Below are 13991 nucleotides of genomic sequence, written 5' to 3' on the forward strand. Positions count from 1 at the left end.
CTGGGTGCGCCTCAGCCGGTGATCGCGCCGCGGCGCAGGTCGCGCGCGCGGGTGAGGATGATGTCCTCCAGCTTCTGCGTCGTCGCGGCCTCGACCGGCGCGGCGATCCACTGGCCGCTGCGGCTGATCTCGCGCAGCGCGGCGACGCGAACGGCGTCGGCGCGCAGGTCCTGGTCGAGGATCGAGACGGTCACCTTCATCCGCTCGGTCGGCACCTGCGGGTTGACGTACCAGTCGGTGACGATGACGCCGCCGTTGGAATCGGTCTGCAACAGCGGCATGAAGCTGAGCGTGTCGAGCGAGGCGCGCCACAGATAGCTGTTGACGCCGATCGTCGTCACCTTCGAGGCGGCGAGATCGCCCTCGGGACGCGCCGCCTTGCCGCCGCAGGCGGACAAAGCGAGGGCGGCGAACAGGCCAACCGCGAGGCGCGAGGGGCGGAGCATCGGCAAGGTCCTTCAGGGCAGGAAAGCGTATCGCGCTTGCTCTACCCGCGCCCCCGGCGGCGAGCAAGCACGCCACATTGTGGACATAATGCAACAGGCCTTCGAAAAGAGCCGTGCCCCTGATGGACAAGGAACCGAATCCTGTTACGCCCGCTCCAGCAGCCGGCGAGAGACTCGCCGGGCAAAAGGGGATGGACAAGATCGTGGCCGCACGTCGCCACATCGCTGCATGTGTCACGGGGGCCACGCTGGTCGCCGTGATCGCGGCTGTCCCCGCGCTCGGCGCTCCCGACGCCGCGCCCAAGTCGGCGCGACGGGATTCGGCGCTGCCACGACTCGCGGGATCGTTCACACCATCGGCCGCCGACCCCAAGCTGGCGGCGCTGTTCGCGCGTGGCGGGCTCGACGCCAGCGGGCTTCGCTTCACCCCGGCCGAGTCGCGCACGGGCAATCGCGCGGTCACCGTCGCGGTGCGCGCGCGCTCGTCGCTCGCCGCGCGTGACAATGCGCGCTTCGCCGCTCCGGCACCGACGGTCGGCGTTGCACCGATCGCCTATAATCTGGGCGTCGCGGTCGGCTGGAAGCGCTTCGCGGTTTCGGGCGACCTCGCCAAGGTGGATCTGGGCGCGCTGCCGGGCGGGCGCGAGGCCGCGGACGTGGCGCTGAGCTATTCGGCGAGCAAATGGACCGGCCGCGTCAGTGCGAGCAGCGACCGCGCGCTGCCCGGCACCACGCGCGCGGTGGCCGAGCCGCAGACCTATTCGCTCGACGTCGGCGGCAGCTATTCGATCACGCGCAACCTCGACCTGACCGCGGGCATGCGGCTGAAGAGCGAGCGCGACCGGCTGACGCGGATCGACGACGAGCGGCGCGACAGCCAGGCGGTCTATGTAGGGACGGCCTTCCGCTTCTGATCGTCAGGGATGCGGCCGCCGCGTGAATAGGTTCGCTCTCCCGTCAGAGATCCGACATCATCGAGCAATGGCGTGCCTGCGCCCGCGCGCGGCAGCTCAGATCAGCGCCAGCGCGCTCAGCTGCGCGAACAGCGTCGACGGCATCGCCTCCAGCCCGGCGGTCGCCGCGCCGCCCAGATCCTGCGGCGCGTCGCCCGCCTCGAGGTAGCGCCAGCCCTGATGCGCGCGCCGCGGCATCGCCAGCACCAGCCGCAGTTCGGGGTCGATGTGGATCGCGACCCGCCCCGCCTCGGCCTCGCCGAAGCGCAGGATCGGCGAGCGCGCGACCAATTGGTGCTTGATGATCCAGTAGAGCGATCCCTGCCCCGCCACTTCCTCGTGGCGCTTGGGCAGGTAGCGCGTCGTCAGGAAGACCGGTCCAGCGGCGGCGCGCGCGCGCAGCCGCTCGGCGAGCAGGTCGACGCTCGCCGCGCCGAACGCGACCTTGGTGAGATGAAGCGGCATTCGCTCGCCGATGTGGGTCAGCCCCCCAGTCCCCACAAGGTGGCCAGCCCGAGGAAGGAGAGGAAGCCGCCCGTGTCGGTCAGCGTGGTGACGAACACCGCGGAGGAGACCGCCGGATCGACGCGAAAACGATCGAGCGTCACCGGCACCAACACGCCGCCCAGACCCGCGAGCAGGTTGTTGATGACCATCGCCAGCGCCATGACCAGCGACAGTTCGTGGTCGCCGTAGACGATATAGCTGCCCAGCCCGACGAGACAGCCGAGCGTCGCACCGTTGACCACGGCGATGCGCAGCTCGCGCACGATCATCCGCGCGGTGTTGGTGTCGGTCAGCTGGTTGGTCGCGATCGCGCGGACCACCACCGCGAGCGTCTGCGTCCCCGCATTGCCGCCCATGCCCGAGACGATCGGCATCAGCACCGCGAGCACCGCGTAGCGCGCGATCGCGCCCTGGAACAGCCCGACCACCGAGGCCGCCACCATCGCGGTGGCGAGATTGACCACCAGCCAGGTCAGTCGCGTCCGGACGGTGAGCCGGATCGGCTCGTTGATGTCGCCCTCGCCCGCGCCGGAGAGCAGCAGCGTGTCCTCGCCGGCTTCCTGCTGGATGATGTGGACGATGTCGTCCACCGTGATCATCCCGACCAGCCGCCCCGCGCCGTCGACCACCGCGGCCGAGATCAGCGCATATTTCTGGAAGCGGAGCGCGACTTCCTCCTGATCCATGTCGACCGGGATCAGCGTCTGCTCGCGCTGCATCACGTCCGCGATCGCGACCGAGCGCGGCGCGCGCAACACCCAGCTCAGCGCGCAGGTGCCGACCGGCTTGTGCGCGGGGTCGACGACATAGATCTCCCAGAAATCGGTCGTCAGCGCGTCGTCGTGGCGCAGATAGTCGAGCGCGTCGCCCACTGTCCAATGTTCGGGCACCGCGACCAGGTCGCGCTGCATCAGGCGGCCCGCGGATTCCTCGGGGTAGGACAGCGCCTCCTCGATCGCGGCGCGATCGTCGGGCTCCATCGCGCGGAGGACCTCGCGCTGGTCCTCAGGCTCCATGTCCTCGATGATCGCGACCGCGTCGTCGGTGTCGAGCTCGCTCGCGATGTCCGCGACCTGGCGCGGATCGAGCGCGTCGATCAGGCTCTCGCGGACGTAGTCGTTCATCTCCGCGAAGACGTCGGCGTCGACCAGATCGGCGATCGCCGCGGCGAGGTCGCGACGGCAGTCCTCGGGGGTCAGCTCGAACAGGTCGGCGATGTCGGCGGGGTGAAGCGGCTCGACCAGCGCATGCGCCTGCTCGACGTCGCCCGCCTGCACCGCGTCGATCACCGCGCGCACGAACTCGGGCTTGAGCCGGTCGTCCTCGTCGAGCTGATCGTCGGTGGGCTCGATCGGGTCGGCCAGCTCGCTCTCGCTCATGCGCCGCTTTCTCCTGATCGTGCCGGACCGCACCGCCCTACCGCGCGTTCGCGGCATTTGCCAGCCGCGCGCCCAGCCACTAACGCGCCCGCATCGTACCGAAAGGATCTTCCATGGCCGACACTTACTCCACGCTGACGATGACGCTCGAGGGCGGTGACGTGACCATCCGGCTGCGCCCCGACCTGGCGCCCGAGCATGTCGCGCGCATCGCCGAGCTGGCCAATGACGGCTTCTACGACGGCGTCGTGTTCCACCGCGTGATCCCGGGCTTCATGGCGCAGGGCGGCGATCCCACCGGCACCGGCATGCACGGCTCGGACAAGCCCAACCTCAAGCAGGAGTTCAGCAAGGAGCCGCACGTGCGCGGCACCTGCTCGATGGCGCGGACGATGGACCCCAATTCGGCCAACTCGCAATTCTTCATCTGCTTCGACGACGCGCGCTTTCTCGACGGCCAGTACACCGTCTGGGGTGAGGTCACCGAGGGCATGGAGCTGATCGACGCGCTGCCCAAGGGCGAGCCGCCCGCGAACCCGGGCAAGATCGTCGCGATGAAGGCGGCGTAACGCGTCGAGACACCGCGGGGGGCGAGCCGGTGGCCGCCCCCTTTTCTCAGGGGAATGGCCATGCCGGGCTATCGCCCGTCGCGCAGCGGGGCCGAACCCTCCCCGCGGCAGAACGGCGCGTGCCGCTCACGCCTGCCGCAGCGTGCGCATCAGCCAATCGCGGAACAGCCGCACCGGTCGGGTCTGGAGTGCGCGCGGGCGGCACGCGAACCAGTAACTGTACGGGCTCGTCACATCGATGCCGAACAATTTGACCAACCGGGGGTCATTGGCGTCCTGGAAATGGCTCTCGTGCATGAACGCGACACCCAGCCCCTGCGCCGCCGCCTCGAGGATCAGCGCGCCCGAGTCGAAATAGTCGATCGCGAGCGGATCGACGACCGGCACGCCCGCGGCCTGCGCCCAGGCGGCATAGGTATCGGGCATGTCGCGGTGGAGCAGGATCGTGTGGCCGGCCAGATCGGTCGGCGCCCGGAGCGCGCTCGGCCCCTCCACCAGCGAGCGCGCGCCGATCGGATAGACCATGTTGCGGTCGAGTCGCTCCGAATAGAGCAGGGGATCGATGTCGCGCGCCACCACGATCACCGCGTCGAGTCCCTCGCCGAGTCGCCCCAGCGCATTGCCCCCGGTATCGATGTCGAGGTGGAGCTCGGGGTGCGCGGTGCGCAGCTCGCCCAGCCGCGGGAAGAGGCGCTGCGACGCGTAGAGCGGCAGCACGCCGAGTCGCAGCCGCAATACCTCGTGCCCGCTCGTCATCGCGTCGATCGCGTCGGACAGGCCGTCGAGCACCGGCGCGATGGCGCCGAGCAGCCGCTCTCCGTCGGCGTTGGGGACCATCGCCTGATGACGGCGATCGAACAGCGGCCGCGTGAGGAAGCGTTCGAGGGTCTGGATGCGACGGCTCAGCGCGGGCGGGGAGAGCGCCAGCTCCTGCGCCGCGGCCTTGATCGACCCGAGGCGCGCCACGGCGACGAAGGCTTCGATCGCGGTGAGGGGAGGTAGGCGGCGCATCGCGGATCCATGGTTGGTGCTGCGCCGCATGATGCAACCTACGCGCGGCGGCGCAACCCCGGCGGCACCCTAAATTGCAATTTGTGCAAGTGTAGCGCTAACATTCGCACTTGCACAATAACCGGCCGCATCGCAAATAAGCCCTGCCTTTCAGGCATCCTCTCCTAAAAACTTTCCACGGCCGTCCTTCTGGGCGGCCTTTTTTTTGTCCGCTGGCGATCGTCGCGCCGATGGTTTGGCTCGCAATCGGGAACCCTGGCCCTATCTCCAGCGCTCGACCGCGCGAGCGAGGAAGGGCAGCAGGATGGCGGACGCCGAACCCCGAGTGATCAAATTGCAGGTGGCCAACGCGCGCCCCGAGGACAGCGGGCGCGGCATCGCGCATCTGCCGCGCGCCGTCCTCGCGGGGCTGGGGCTGACCGACGGCGACGTCGTCGAGATCGTCGGCAAGAAGACCACGCCCGCGCGGGCGGTCGGTCCCTATGCCGAGGACGAGGGACTCGAGATCATCCGCATTGACGGTCTCCAGCGCGCCAATGCCGGTGTGGGGTCGGGCGATTTCGTCGAGGTTCGCCGCGTCGAGAGCAAGGCGGCGACCCGCGTGGTGTTCGCGCCGGCGCAACAGAACCTGCGACTTCAGGGTTCGACCACCGCGCTCAAGCGCACTTTCTTCGGCCGCCCGCTCTGCGCGGGAGACGTCGTCGCCACGGCGGGGCACCAGCGCGTGTCGAACATGCCACCGGGCATGGAGCGCTACGTCAACGCGCCCGCTTATGCGCTACAGGAGATCCGGCTGTCGGTCGTCTCGGCCAGCCCGAAGGGCGTCGTCCACATCGACGAGAATACCGAGATCGAGCTCCGCCCCGAATATGAGGAGCCCGACGCGGCGCGCCGCGCCGATGTCACCTACGACGATATCGGCGGCATGGCGGGGACGATCGACCAGCTGCGCGAGATGGTCGAGCTGCCGCTGCGCTACCCCGAATTGTTCCAGCGGCTCGGCGTCGACCCGCCCAAGGGCGTGCTGCTCCACGGCCCGCCCGGCACCGGCAAGACGCGGCTGGCGCGCGCGGTGGCGAACGAGTCGGACGCGCAGTTCTTCCTGATCAACGGCCCCGAGATCATGGGCTCGGCCTATGGCGAATCGGAGCAGCGGCTGCGCAGCGTGTTCGAGGAGGCGACCAAATCGGCGCCCTCGATCGTCTTCATCGACGAGATCGACTCGATCGCGCCCAAGCGCGGTCAGGTCTCGGGCGAGGCGGAGAAGCGTGTCGTCGCGCAGCTGCTGACGCTGATGGACGGGCTGGAAGCGCGCGCCAATCTCGTCGTGATCGCCGCGACCAACCGCCCCGAGGCGATCGACGAGGCGCTGCGCCGCCCCGGCCGGTTCGACCGCGAGATCATCGTCGGCGTGCCCGACGAGCGCGGCCGGCGCGAGATCCTCGGCATCCACACCCGCGGCATGCCGCTGGGCGACAAGGTCGACCTCAACGAGCTGGCGCGGACCACCTTCGGCTTCGTCGGCGCCGACCTCGCCGCGCTGACGCGCGAGGCGGCGATCGAGGCGGTGCGGCGGATCATGCCGCGGCTCAACCTCGAGGACCGCAGCATCCCGCCCGAGGTGCTCGACACGCTGGCGGTGACGCGCGAGGATTTCCTCGGCGCGATCAAGCGGGTCCAGCCCTCGGCGATGCGCGAGGTGATGGTACAGGCGCCGACCACGCAGTGGAGCGACGTCGGCGGTCTCGACGACGCGCAGATGCGGCTCAAGGAAGGCGTCGAGCTGCCGCTCAAGGATCCCGACGCGTTCCGCCGGCTCGGCATCCGCCCGGCCAAGGGTTTCCTGCTCTACGGGCCGCCGGGCACCGGCAAGACGCTGCTCGCCAAGGCGGTGGCGCGCGAGGCGGAGGCGAACTTCATCGCCACCAAGTCGAGCGACCTGCTGAGCAAATGGTATGGCGAGAGCGAGCAGCAGATCGCCCGGCTGTTCCAGCGCGCGCGGCAGGTGGCGCCCTGCGTGATCTTCATCGACGAGCTCGACAGCCTCGTCCCCGCGCGCGGCGGCGGTCTGGGCGAGCCGCAGGTGACCGAACGCGTGGTCAACACCATCCTCGCCGAGATGGACGGGCTCGAGGAGCTCCAATCGGTGGTGGTGATCGGCGCGACCAACCGGCCCAATCTGGTCGACCCGGCGCTGCTGCGACCGGGACGATTCGACGAGCTGATCTATGTCGGGGTGCCCGACCAGCCCGGGCGGCGGCGCATCCTGTCGATCCAGACGCAGAAGATGCCGCTCGCCGACGACGTCGACCTCGACGCGGTGGCGCGCCGCACCGAGCGCTTCACGGGTGCCGATCTGGAGGACGTGGTGCGCCGCGCCGGCCTGATCGCGCTGCGCGAGTCGCTCGAGTCGCGGCAGGTGACCGCGGCGCATTTCGACCGCGCGCTGGAGGAGAGCCGCGCCAGCGTCACGCCCGAGGTGGAGCGCGACTATGAGCAGATGGCGGCGCGGCTGAAGCAGGAGGCCAATGCGATTCAGCCGCTCGGCTTCATCATGCCGGGCCAGCTCACCCCGCGTGGGCCGAAGGGAACGGACTGAGTTCGAGATCCTCCCCGCCGGGCGGGGAGGATCTAGTTGTCCCCCGCTCGCCAGCGGTAATCCCGCGTCACCGACGCTACCGTCACCGCATAGTCGTCATACCAGCGCTCCCGCCCCTGCTCACGCGTCGCGGCATGTTCGGGATGGTCGCGCCAGGCGATCGCGCTCGCCTCGTCGGCCCAGAAGCTGAGCGTGATCCCCAGCCCGTCCGCGTCGCGCACGCTGTCGACCCCGCGATAGCCCGGCTGCGCCGCCGCGAGCGCGTCCATCCGCACTGCCGCCGCGGCATAGCCCGCCACGTCGCGGCCGTTGCGGCGCGACACGAACGTCACCACCACCTGCCCAACCCGCTCGCCGTCTCGCATTCGCCCGCTCCCGCTGCGCCCACGGCCGGGCGAATAGGCGCTTGGGGGCAGGCCGCAACCCCGCTATGGCAACCCGCGCGCTTGAAAGGCGTTCGTCATCGGGGTGACACGCGACTGTCACCTTACAGGGTTCGGGAGCGACATCTTTCCACATGCCTAGTTCGACCAACGCCATGCGGCGCAGCCGCAGCAGAGCCGCCGGCGTGCCCGGTCCCTGGCAGATGTTCTTCACCGGGTTCCTCAAGCATCCCGTCATGGTGGGGTCGATCATCCCCTCGTCGGACCGGCTGATCGCCAAGATGCTCGGCCCGGTCGATTGGGCGACCTGTAAGCTCTTCGTCGAATATGGCCCCGGCGTCGGCACCTTCTGCCGCCCAATCCTCGAGAAGATGGCGCCCGACGCGACGCTGATCGCGATCGACACCAACCCCGATTTCATCCGCTATCTCAACCACACGATCACCGACTCGCGCTTCGTCGCGGTCCACGGCTCGGCCGCGGATGTCGAGGCGATCGTCCGCGAGCACGGCCATGAGGCGGCGGATTATGTTCTCTCCGGCCTGCCCTTCTCGACGCTGCCCGACGGGGTCGGCCCCGCGATCGCGGCCGCGACGCAGCGCGTGATCCGCACCGGCGGCGCCTTCCTGGTCTACCAGTTCAGCCCCAAGGTGCGCGACTTCATCGCACCGCACTTCCCGCGCATCGACCACGACATGGAATGGTGGAACGTGCCGCCGGCGCAGCTCTACTGGGGCTGGAAGGACTGACGCCGACGGGCATCGCCCGCTCGGCGTCATCCTGAACTCGTTTCAGGATCCACCCGTCCGCGGGCACCAGGGCGGTTGGTCGTGCGGCGCGGTGGATCCTGAGACGAGCTCAGGATGACGGCAGCGAGTGGGGCGTCGTTTACGCACGCCTCCACGCACCGGCGTTGGCTCCACGTGAAACCAGCGTCGCCTATCGCTCCCGCGTCGCGGCGAAGCGCACCTTCGAATAACGATCGGCGATATAGCCGACTTCCCACGCGCTCTTCGCCAGGAACACCGGGTTGCCGTCGCGATCCTTCGCCATCGCGCCGCGGTTCAGGTCCATGAAGTCCTTGAGCGCGGCGGGGTCCTCTGCCGACACCCAGCGCGCGGTATCGAACGGCGCCGGCTCCAGCGCCGCCGCCACCTTATATTCCACCTCGAGCCGCGACAGCAGCACCTCGAGCTGGAGCTGCCCCACCACGCCGATGATCCAGTTGGAGCCGATCTCGGGGTAGAAGACCTGCGTCACGCCCTCCTCGGCCATGTCGTCGAGCGCCTTGCGCAGCTGCTTGGTCTTGGTCGGGTCCTTGAGCTGGACGCGGCGCAGGATCTCGGGCGCAAAATTGGGCAGGCCGGTGAAGCGCACGTCGGCGCGCTCGCTCAGCGTGTCGCCGACCCGCAGCGTGCCGTGGTTGGGGATGCCGATGATGTCGCCGGGGAAGGCCTCGTCCGCCACCTCGCGGTTCTGCGCGAAGAACAGGATCGGCGAGTGGACCGCGATCGGCTTGCCATGGCCGGTCGGCGTCAGCTTCATGCCGCGCTTGAACGTGCCCGAGCACAACCGCATGAACGCGATGCGGTCGCGGTGGTTGGGGTCCATGTTGGCCTGGACCTTGAAGACGAAGCCGGTGACCTCATCATTCTCCGGCGCGACCGGCGCCGGCTCGGCCGGCTGCGGGCGCGGCGGCGGTGCGTGCTCGGCCAGCGCCGCGATCAGCTCGGCCACGCCGAAGTCCTTGAGCGCCGAGCCGAAATAGACCGGGGTGAGGTCGCCGTGGCGATACGCCTCGGGGTCAAAGGCGGGATAGCCGATCTGCGCCAGCTCGATCTCCTCCTGCCAGCGCTCGGACAGAGCGGGCGCGTCCTCGACCGTGCCGAGGAAGGCGCGGCTATCGCCCTCGGGGCGGCTGATCCGGTTGGACGCGAGGTCGAGCACACCCTCGAACTCGCCCCCCATGCCGATCGGCCAGCTCATCGGCGACACGTCGAGCGCGAGCATGTCGGCGATCTCATCGAGCAATTCGAACACCGGCCGTCCCTCGCGGTCGACCTTGTTGACGAAGGTGATGATCGGCACCGAGCGTAGCCGGCATACCTCGAACAGCTTGCGCGTCTGCGGCTCGATCCCCTTGGCGGCGTCGATCACCATCACCGCCGAATCGACCGCGGTGAGCGTGCGGTACGTGTCCTCCGAGAAGTCCTCGTGGCCCGGCGTGTCGAGCAGGTTGAAGGTGATGCCGTCATGCTCGAACGTCATCACCGAGGAGGTGACCGAGATGCCGCGCTGCTGCTCGATCTTCATCCAGTCCGAGCGCGCGCGCCGGTTCTGCCCTCGCGCCTTCACCTCGCCGGCGAGATGGATCGCGCCGCCGAAGTACAGCAGCTTCTCGGTCAACGTGGTCTTGCCCGCGTCGGGGTGGGAGATGATCGCGAAGGTGCGGCGGGGCGAGGTCATGCGGGGATCCGGGTCGGGCGCGCGGGGCGCGAATGGGGAGAGAATTGAGTCGCGGCGCGAGATCGGCGCGCCGCCGTGGCGCTGGTTCGATGGTGTCGCGCGGCGGACCGACCCGCCGATCGCGCATGTTGAGTCGGGTCGGAGGTGAGAGCGTGGCGGGTCCGCGCGCGATAGCAAAGCGCGTCGATGTGCGACAGGGGCTCGGATCCGCCGTCCCGCTCGCCGCCGCGCGGCGGATCCGCCACGCACGCGAAAAGAGCCGCCGGCGCCTACCGCCCGCGGCTCCCACGACTCACGCGAGCGGACAGGGCGGAACGCCGCCCCGCGGCGCTTACTTGATCTTGGCTTCCTTGAACGCGACGTGCTTGCGCACGACGGGGTCGTACTTGTTGAAGCTCAGCTTCTCGGTCTTGGTACGCGGGTTCTTCTTGGTGACGTAGAAGAAGCCGGTGTCAGCCGAGCTGACGAGCTTGATCTTGACGGTGGTCGGCTTGGCCATGACCGGTTCCTAAGCGAATGAAACAAGAAAGCGGCGAAGCTCGCCTCGCCGCGTCAGACGCGGGCGCTTGGCGCATGTGGCGCGCGGAGTCAAGCGCGGGGCGCCATTAAGCATAAGGTAAGATGCCTGGGCGCACAGCGGTAACAGCCATTCACCGCTTCGGGATCAGGCACATGGACGACATGGACATCCTCGCGATCAAGGCGCTTCTGGCGCGGCGCATCGCCGCGATCGACTGGCGCGCCGGCCCGGCGCGGCTCGCGCCCGAGCTGGACCAGATCCGCGTCGCCGCCGAGCAGCACCGGCTGCTCCCCGTGGTCACCGTGGCGCAGTCGCTCGGCACCGCGATCGGGCGCGGCGAGCGCGGCGTGCTGGTGCACGACTGGCTCGGCCTGCTCGGCGAGGCGGTCGCCAGCGGCACGCAGGACGAGGCCACGTCGCGCGCTTTCGCCGCCGCCTGCGCGGTGCGATTGGCGGCGTAGGGCGCCGGCGACCTTCTTGATCCTCACCGCTCGCGGGGAGGGCTATCGCCTATGACGGTGTGACGCACCGAGGCTTCACGCCCCGCCGTCATCCCGGCCTTGAGCCGGGATCCATGTCTCCGCGAGACCAACGGCGCATGCGTGCGCGGCGCTTTGGATCCCCGGTCAAGCCCGGGATGACGGGGCGGCATGGGGCGAGCGCAAGCCGTTCAGATTGCCATAGGCGATTACCCTCCCTGTACCCGGGTGGATTTGCATCGCACGACTCCCATCCCTCGCCTTGACCGGACCCAATCGCGCCCCACATCGTTTCGCTCCCGATCAGTGAAACGACGGAGCCGCTCGTGGCCGATACCAATCCCGCCCTCGACACCCCCACCGACCTCGCGCGTAACGACACCCGCAGCGTCGCTGACGCGCTCAACGCCGCGCTCGCCGACAGCTACGCGCTGTATCTCAAGACCAAGAACTTCCACTGGCACGTCTCGGGACCGCACTTCCGCGACTATCACCTGCTGCTCGACGACCAGGCGGCGCAGATCCTCGATGCCACCGACGCGATCGCCGAGCGCGTGCGCAAGACCGGCAACACCACATTGCGCTCGATCGGCGACATCGCGCGCCGCAGCTCGATCCGCGACAATGACGCCGATTTCGTCGCACCCGAGCAGATGCTCGCCGAACTGCGCGACGACAATCTCACGCTCGTCCAGCGCTTCCGCGACGTCAAGGAAGCCGCCGAAGAGGCCAAGGACAATGCCACCAGCGGCATCGTCGACGACTGGACCGACCAGGCCGAGGAGCGCGCCTGGTTCCTGTTCGAGGCCAGCCGCAAGGCCTGACCCCCGCCGATCGTAGAAGGAGCCGAGCGATGCTGAAACTGGCCGTGATCTTCCTCGTTGTCGGGCTGCTGCTCGGCGCGCTCGGTTTCGGCGGCATCGGCGGCGCCTTCGTCGGCATCGCCAAGATCCTGTTCTTCATCGCGCTGGCGCTGTTCCTGATCGTCCTCGTGCTCGGCATCACCGCGGGCAAGAAGGTGAAGGACACGCTGGACTGAGGCGCGCGGGGCGGATCGAGCGTTAGCACTTCATGCACGCCTTTGCCGCGCTCCTCGACTCGCTGATCTACACCCGCGGGCGCAATGCCAAGCTCAAGCTGATCGGCGACTATCTCCGCGCCACGCCCGACCCTGACCGCGGCTGGGCGATGGCGGCGCTGACCGGCGACCTCGATCTGCCAGCGGTCAAGCCGGCACTGATCCGCGCGCTGATCGAGTCGCGCGTCGACCCGGTGCTGTTCCGCATGAGCCGCGACTATGTCGGCGATACCGCCGAGACGGTGGCGCTGCTCTGGCCGGTGCCGGACGCGCCGCCGACCGACGTCACGCCGCTGACCGTCGGCACGGTGGTCGACCGGCTGATGCACCTGTCGCGCTCGGACGCGCCCGCGGCGCTGGCGGAGATGCTCGACCGGCTCGATGCCGAGGAGCGCTTCGCCCTGCTCAAGCTGGCCACTGGCGCGCTGCGCGTCGGCGTCTCGGCCCGGTTGGCGAAACAGGCGCTGGCGGACGCGTTCGGGCTCGACGTCGAGGCGGTGGAGGAAGTGTGGCACGGGCTGGCGCCACCTTACCCGACCCTGTTCGCCTGGGCCGAGGGCAGGGGGGCGCAGCCGACACCCGCCGACGTACCGGTGTTCCGCCCCTTCATGCTGGCGCATCCGCTCGAGGAACTGCGGGTCGACCTTGCCGACTATGCCGCGGAGTGGAAGTGGGACGGTATCCGCGTCCAGCTCGTCCATGTCGCAGGCGCGACGCGGCTCTACAGCCGCACCGGTGACGACGTCACCGCCGCCTTCCCCGACGTGGCCGCGGCGTTCGCGACCTATGGCGTGGTCGACGGCGAGCTGATGGTGCGCGGCGACGCACAGGGCGGCGGCATCGCGGAGGGCGAGGGCGCGGGCAGCTTCAACGCGCTGCAGCAGCGGCTCGGGCGCAAGGTGGTCTCCGCCAAGATGCTCGCCGAGGCGCCCGCCTTCGTCCGGCTCTACGACATCCTGTTCGATGGCGCCGAGGACCTGCGCGCTTTGCCCTGGACCGAGCGGCGCGCGCGGCTGGAGGCGTTCGCGGCGCGGCTCGACCCGACTCGCTTCGACGTAAGCAGCGTGATCGCGGCGGACGATTTCACCGCGCTGGAGGGGATCCGCGCCGGCGCGCGCGACGCCGCGATCGAGGGCGTGATGCTCAAGCGCCGCGACTCGCCTTATGTCGCCGGGCGCCGCGCCGGGCTCTGGTACAAATGGAAGCGCGACCCGCTCACCGCCGACTGCGTGATGATGTACGCGCAGCGCGGCAACGGCCGGCGCTCGAGCTGGTACAGCGACTATACGTTCGGCTGCTGGACCGGGGAGCAGGCCGGGGAGGGCGAGCTGCTGCCGGTCGGCAAGGCCTATCAGGGCATCACCGACCAGGAGATCGCGCAGCTCGACCGCTTCGTGCGCCAGCACACGCTCAACCGCTTCGGCCCGGTGCGTGAGGTGGAGAAGTCGCTGGTGCTGGAGGTGGCGTTCGACTCGATCCACGAGTCGAAGCGGCACAAGTCCGGGCTGGCGATGCGCTTCCCGCGGATCGCGCGGATCCGTACCGACAAGCCCGCCGCCGAGGCTGACACGCTGGCGGCGCTCAAGCGGCTGGTGACATAA

The 13991-nt window shown here is 69.3% G+C and carries 15 protein-coding genes; 8 read left to right on the forward strand and 7 right to left on the reverse strand.

Translation table 11 applies throughout. The features are described from left to right. Positions 1-11: 11 nt before the first annotated feature. Positions 12-446: a DUF3576 domain-containing protein gene (locus tag EV292_RS06830; RefSeq protein WP_132908458.1), complete on the reverse strand. Its 435-nt coding sequence runs from the start codon at positions 444-446 to the stop codon at positions 12-14. Between the two features lie 191 nt (positions 447-637). On the opposite strand from EV292_RS06830, the gene EV292_RS06835 reads away from it, so the two are divergent. Further along, positions 638-1360: a hypothetical protein gene (locus EV292_RS06835; protein ID WP_243693646.1), complete on the forward strand. Its 723-nt coding sequence runs from the start codon at positions 638-640 to the stop codon at positions 1358-1360. A gap of 96 nt (positions 1361-1456) precedes the next feature. On the opposite strand, the gene EV292_RS06840 is transcribed toward EV292_RS06835, so the two are convergent. Both EV292_RS06840 and mgtE read right to left on the reverse strand, forming a co-directional pair. Next, positions 1457-1864 (reverse strand): DUF1489 domain-containing protein, encoded by a 408-nt coding sequence (locus EV292_RS06840; RefSeq protein WP_132908459.1) that lies wholly within the window; start codon positions 1862-1864, stop codon positions 1457-1459. Positions 1865-1881: 17 nt separating this feature from the next. Continuing rightward, positions 1882-3285 carry a magnesium transporter gene (mgtE, locus tag EV292_RS06845; protein WP_132908460.1) on the reverse strand — a complete coding sequence of 468 codons (1404 nt, stop codon included), beginning with the start codon at positions 3283-3285 and terminating at the stop codon, positions 1882-1884. A 113-nt stretch (positions 3286-3398) separates the two neighbouring features. On the opposite strand from mgtE, the gene EV292_RS06850 reads away from it, so the two are divergent. Further along, positions 3399-3854, forward strand: a complete 456-nt coding sequence (locus EV292_RS06850) for a peptidylprolyl isomerase (protein WP_132908461.1) — start codon at positions 3399-3401, stop codon at positions 3852-3854. 126 nt (positions 3855-3980) lie between these two features. Here the strand turns inward: EV292_RS06850 and EV292_RS06855 are convergent, their stop codons facing one another. Next, positions 3981-4865 carry a LysR substrate-binding domain-containing protein gene (locus tag EV292_RS06855; protein WP_132908462.1) on the reverse strand — a complete coding sequence of 295 codons (885 nt, stop codon included), beginning with the start codon at positions 4863-4865 and terminating at the stop codon, positions 3981-3983. A gap of 304 nt (positions 4866-5169) precedes the next feature. On the opposite strand from EV292_RS06855, the gene EV292_RS06860 reads away from it, so the two are divergent. After that, entirely contained in the window at positions 5170-7464 is a 2295-nt protein-coding gene (locus tag EV292_RS06860) for a CDC48 family AAA ATPase (protein ID WP_132908463.1), read from the forward strand. Positions 7465-7496: 32 nt separating this feature from the next. On the opposite strand, the gene EV292_RS06865 is transcribed toward EV292_RS06860, so the two are convergent. After that, positions 7497-7829 (reverse strand): antibiotic biosynthesis monooxygenase, encoded by a 333-nt coding sequence (locus EV292_RS06865; protein ID WP_132908464.1) that lies wholly within the window; start codon positions 7827-7829, stop codon positions 7497-7499. A gap of 152 nt (positions 7830-7981) precedes the next feature. Between EV292_RS06865 and EV292_RS06870 the strand changes: the two genes are divergently transcribed. Continuing rightward, positions 7982-8596, forward strand: a complete 615-nt coding sequence (locus EV292_RS06870; RefSeq protein WP_132908465.1) for a methyltransferase — start codon at positions 7982-7984, stop codon at positions 8594-8596. Between the two features lie 190 nt (positions 8597-8786). Here EV292_RS06870 and EV292_RS06875 read toward each other — a convergent pair whose 3' ends face one another. After that, positions 8787-10313, reverse strand: a complete 1527-nt coding sequence (locus tag EV292_RS06875; protein ID WP_132908466.1) for a peptide chain release factor 3 — start codon at positions 10311-10313, stop codon at positions 8787-8789. Positions 10314-10644: 331 nt separating this feature from the next. Next, the gene (rpmG, locus tag EV292_RS06880) at positions 10645-10812 is read right to left on the reverse strand and encodes a 50S ribosomal protein L33 (protein ID WP_022687989.1); all 168 of its coding nucleotides are present in this window, start codon (positions 10810-10812) and stop codon (positions 10645-10647) included. 173 nt (positions 10813-10985) lie between these two features. On the opposite strand from rpmG, the gene EV292_RS06885 reads away from it, so the two are divergent. The 4 genes from EV292_RS06885 to EV292_RS06900 all read left to right on the forward strand — a co-directional run bounded on the left by EV292_RS06885 (position 10986) and on the right by EV292_RS06900 (position 13991). Then, complete coding sequence (locus tag EV292_RS06885) at positions 10986-11294, forward strand: hypothetical protein (protein WP_243693647.1); 309 nt, start codon at positions 10986-10988, stop codon at positions 11292-11294. 344 nt (positions 11295-11638) lie between these two features. Further along, positions 11639-12136 carry a DNA starvation/stationary phase protection protein gene (locus EV292_RS06890; protein WP_132908468.1) on the forward strand — a complete coding sequence of 166 codons (498 nt, stop codon included), beginning with the start codon at positions 11639-11641 and terminating at the stop codon, positions 12134-12136. Between the two features lie 29 nt (positions 12137-12165). Beyond that, positions 12166-12351: a DUF1328 family protein gene (locus EV292_RS06895; RefSeq protein ID WP_132908469.1), complete on the forward strand. Its 186-nt coding sequence runs from the start codon at positions 12166-12168 to the stop codon at positions 12349-12351. A 32-nt stretch (positions 12352-12383) separates the two neighbouring features. Beyond that, a complete protein-coding gene (locus tag EV292_RS06900) occupies positions 12384-13991 on the forward strand; it encodes a cisplatin damage response ATP-dependent DNA ligase (protein WP_132908470.1) in 1608 nt (535 codons plus the stop codon).

Origin of the sequence: Sphingomonas sp. BK235 (assembly GCF_004345855.1) — a bacterium.
In the GTDB taxonomy this organism is placed as follows: Bacteria; Pseudomonadota; Alphaproteobacteria; order Sphingomonadales; family Sphingomonadaceae; genus Sphingomonas.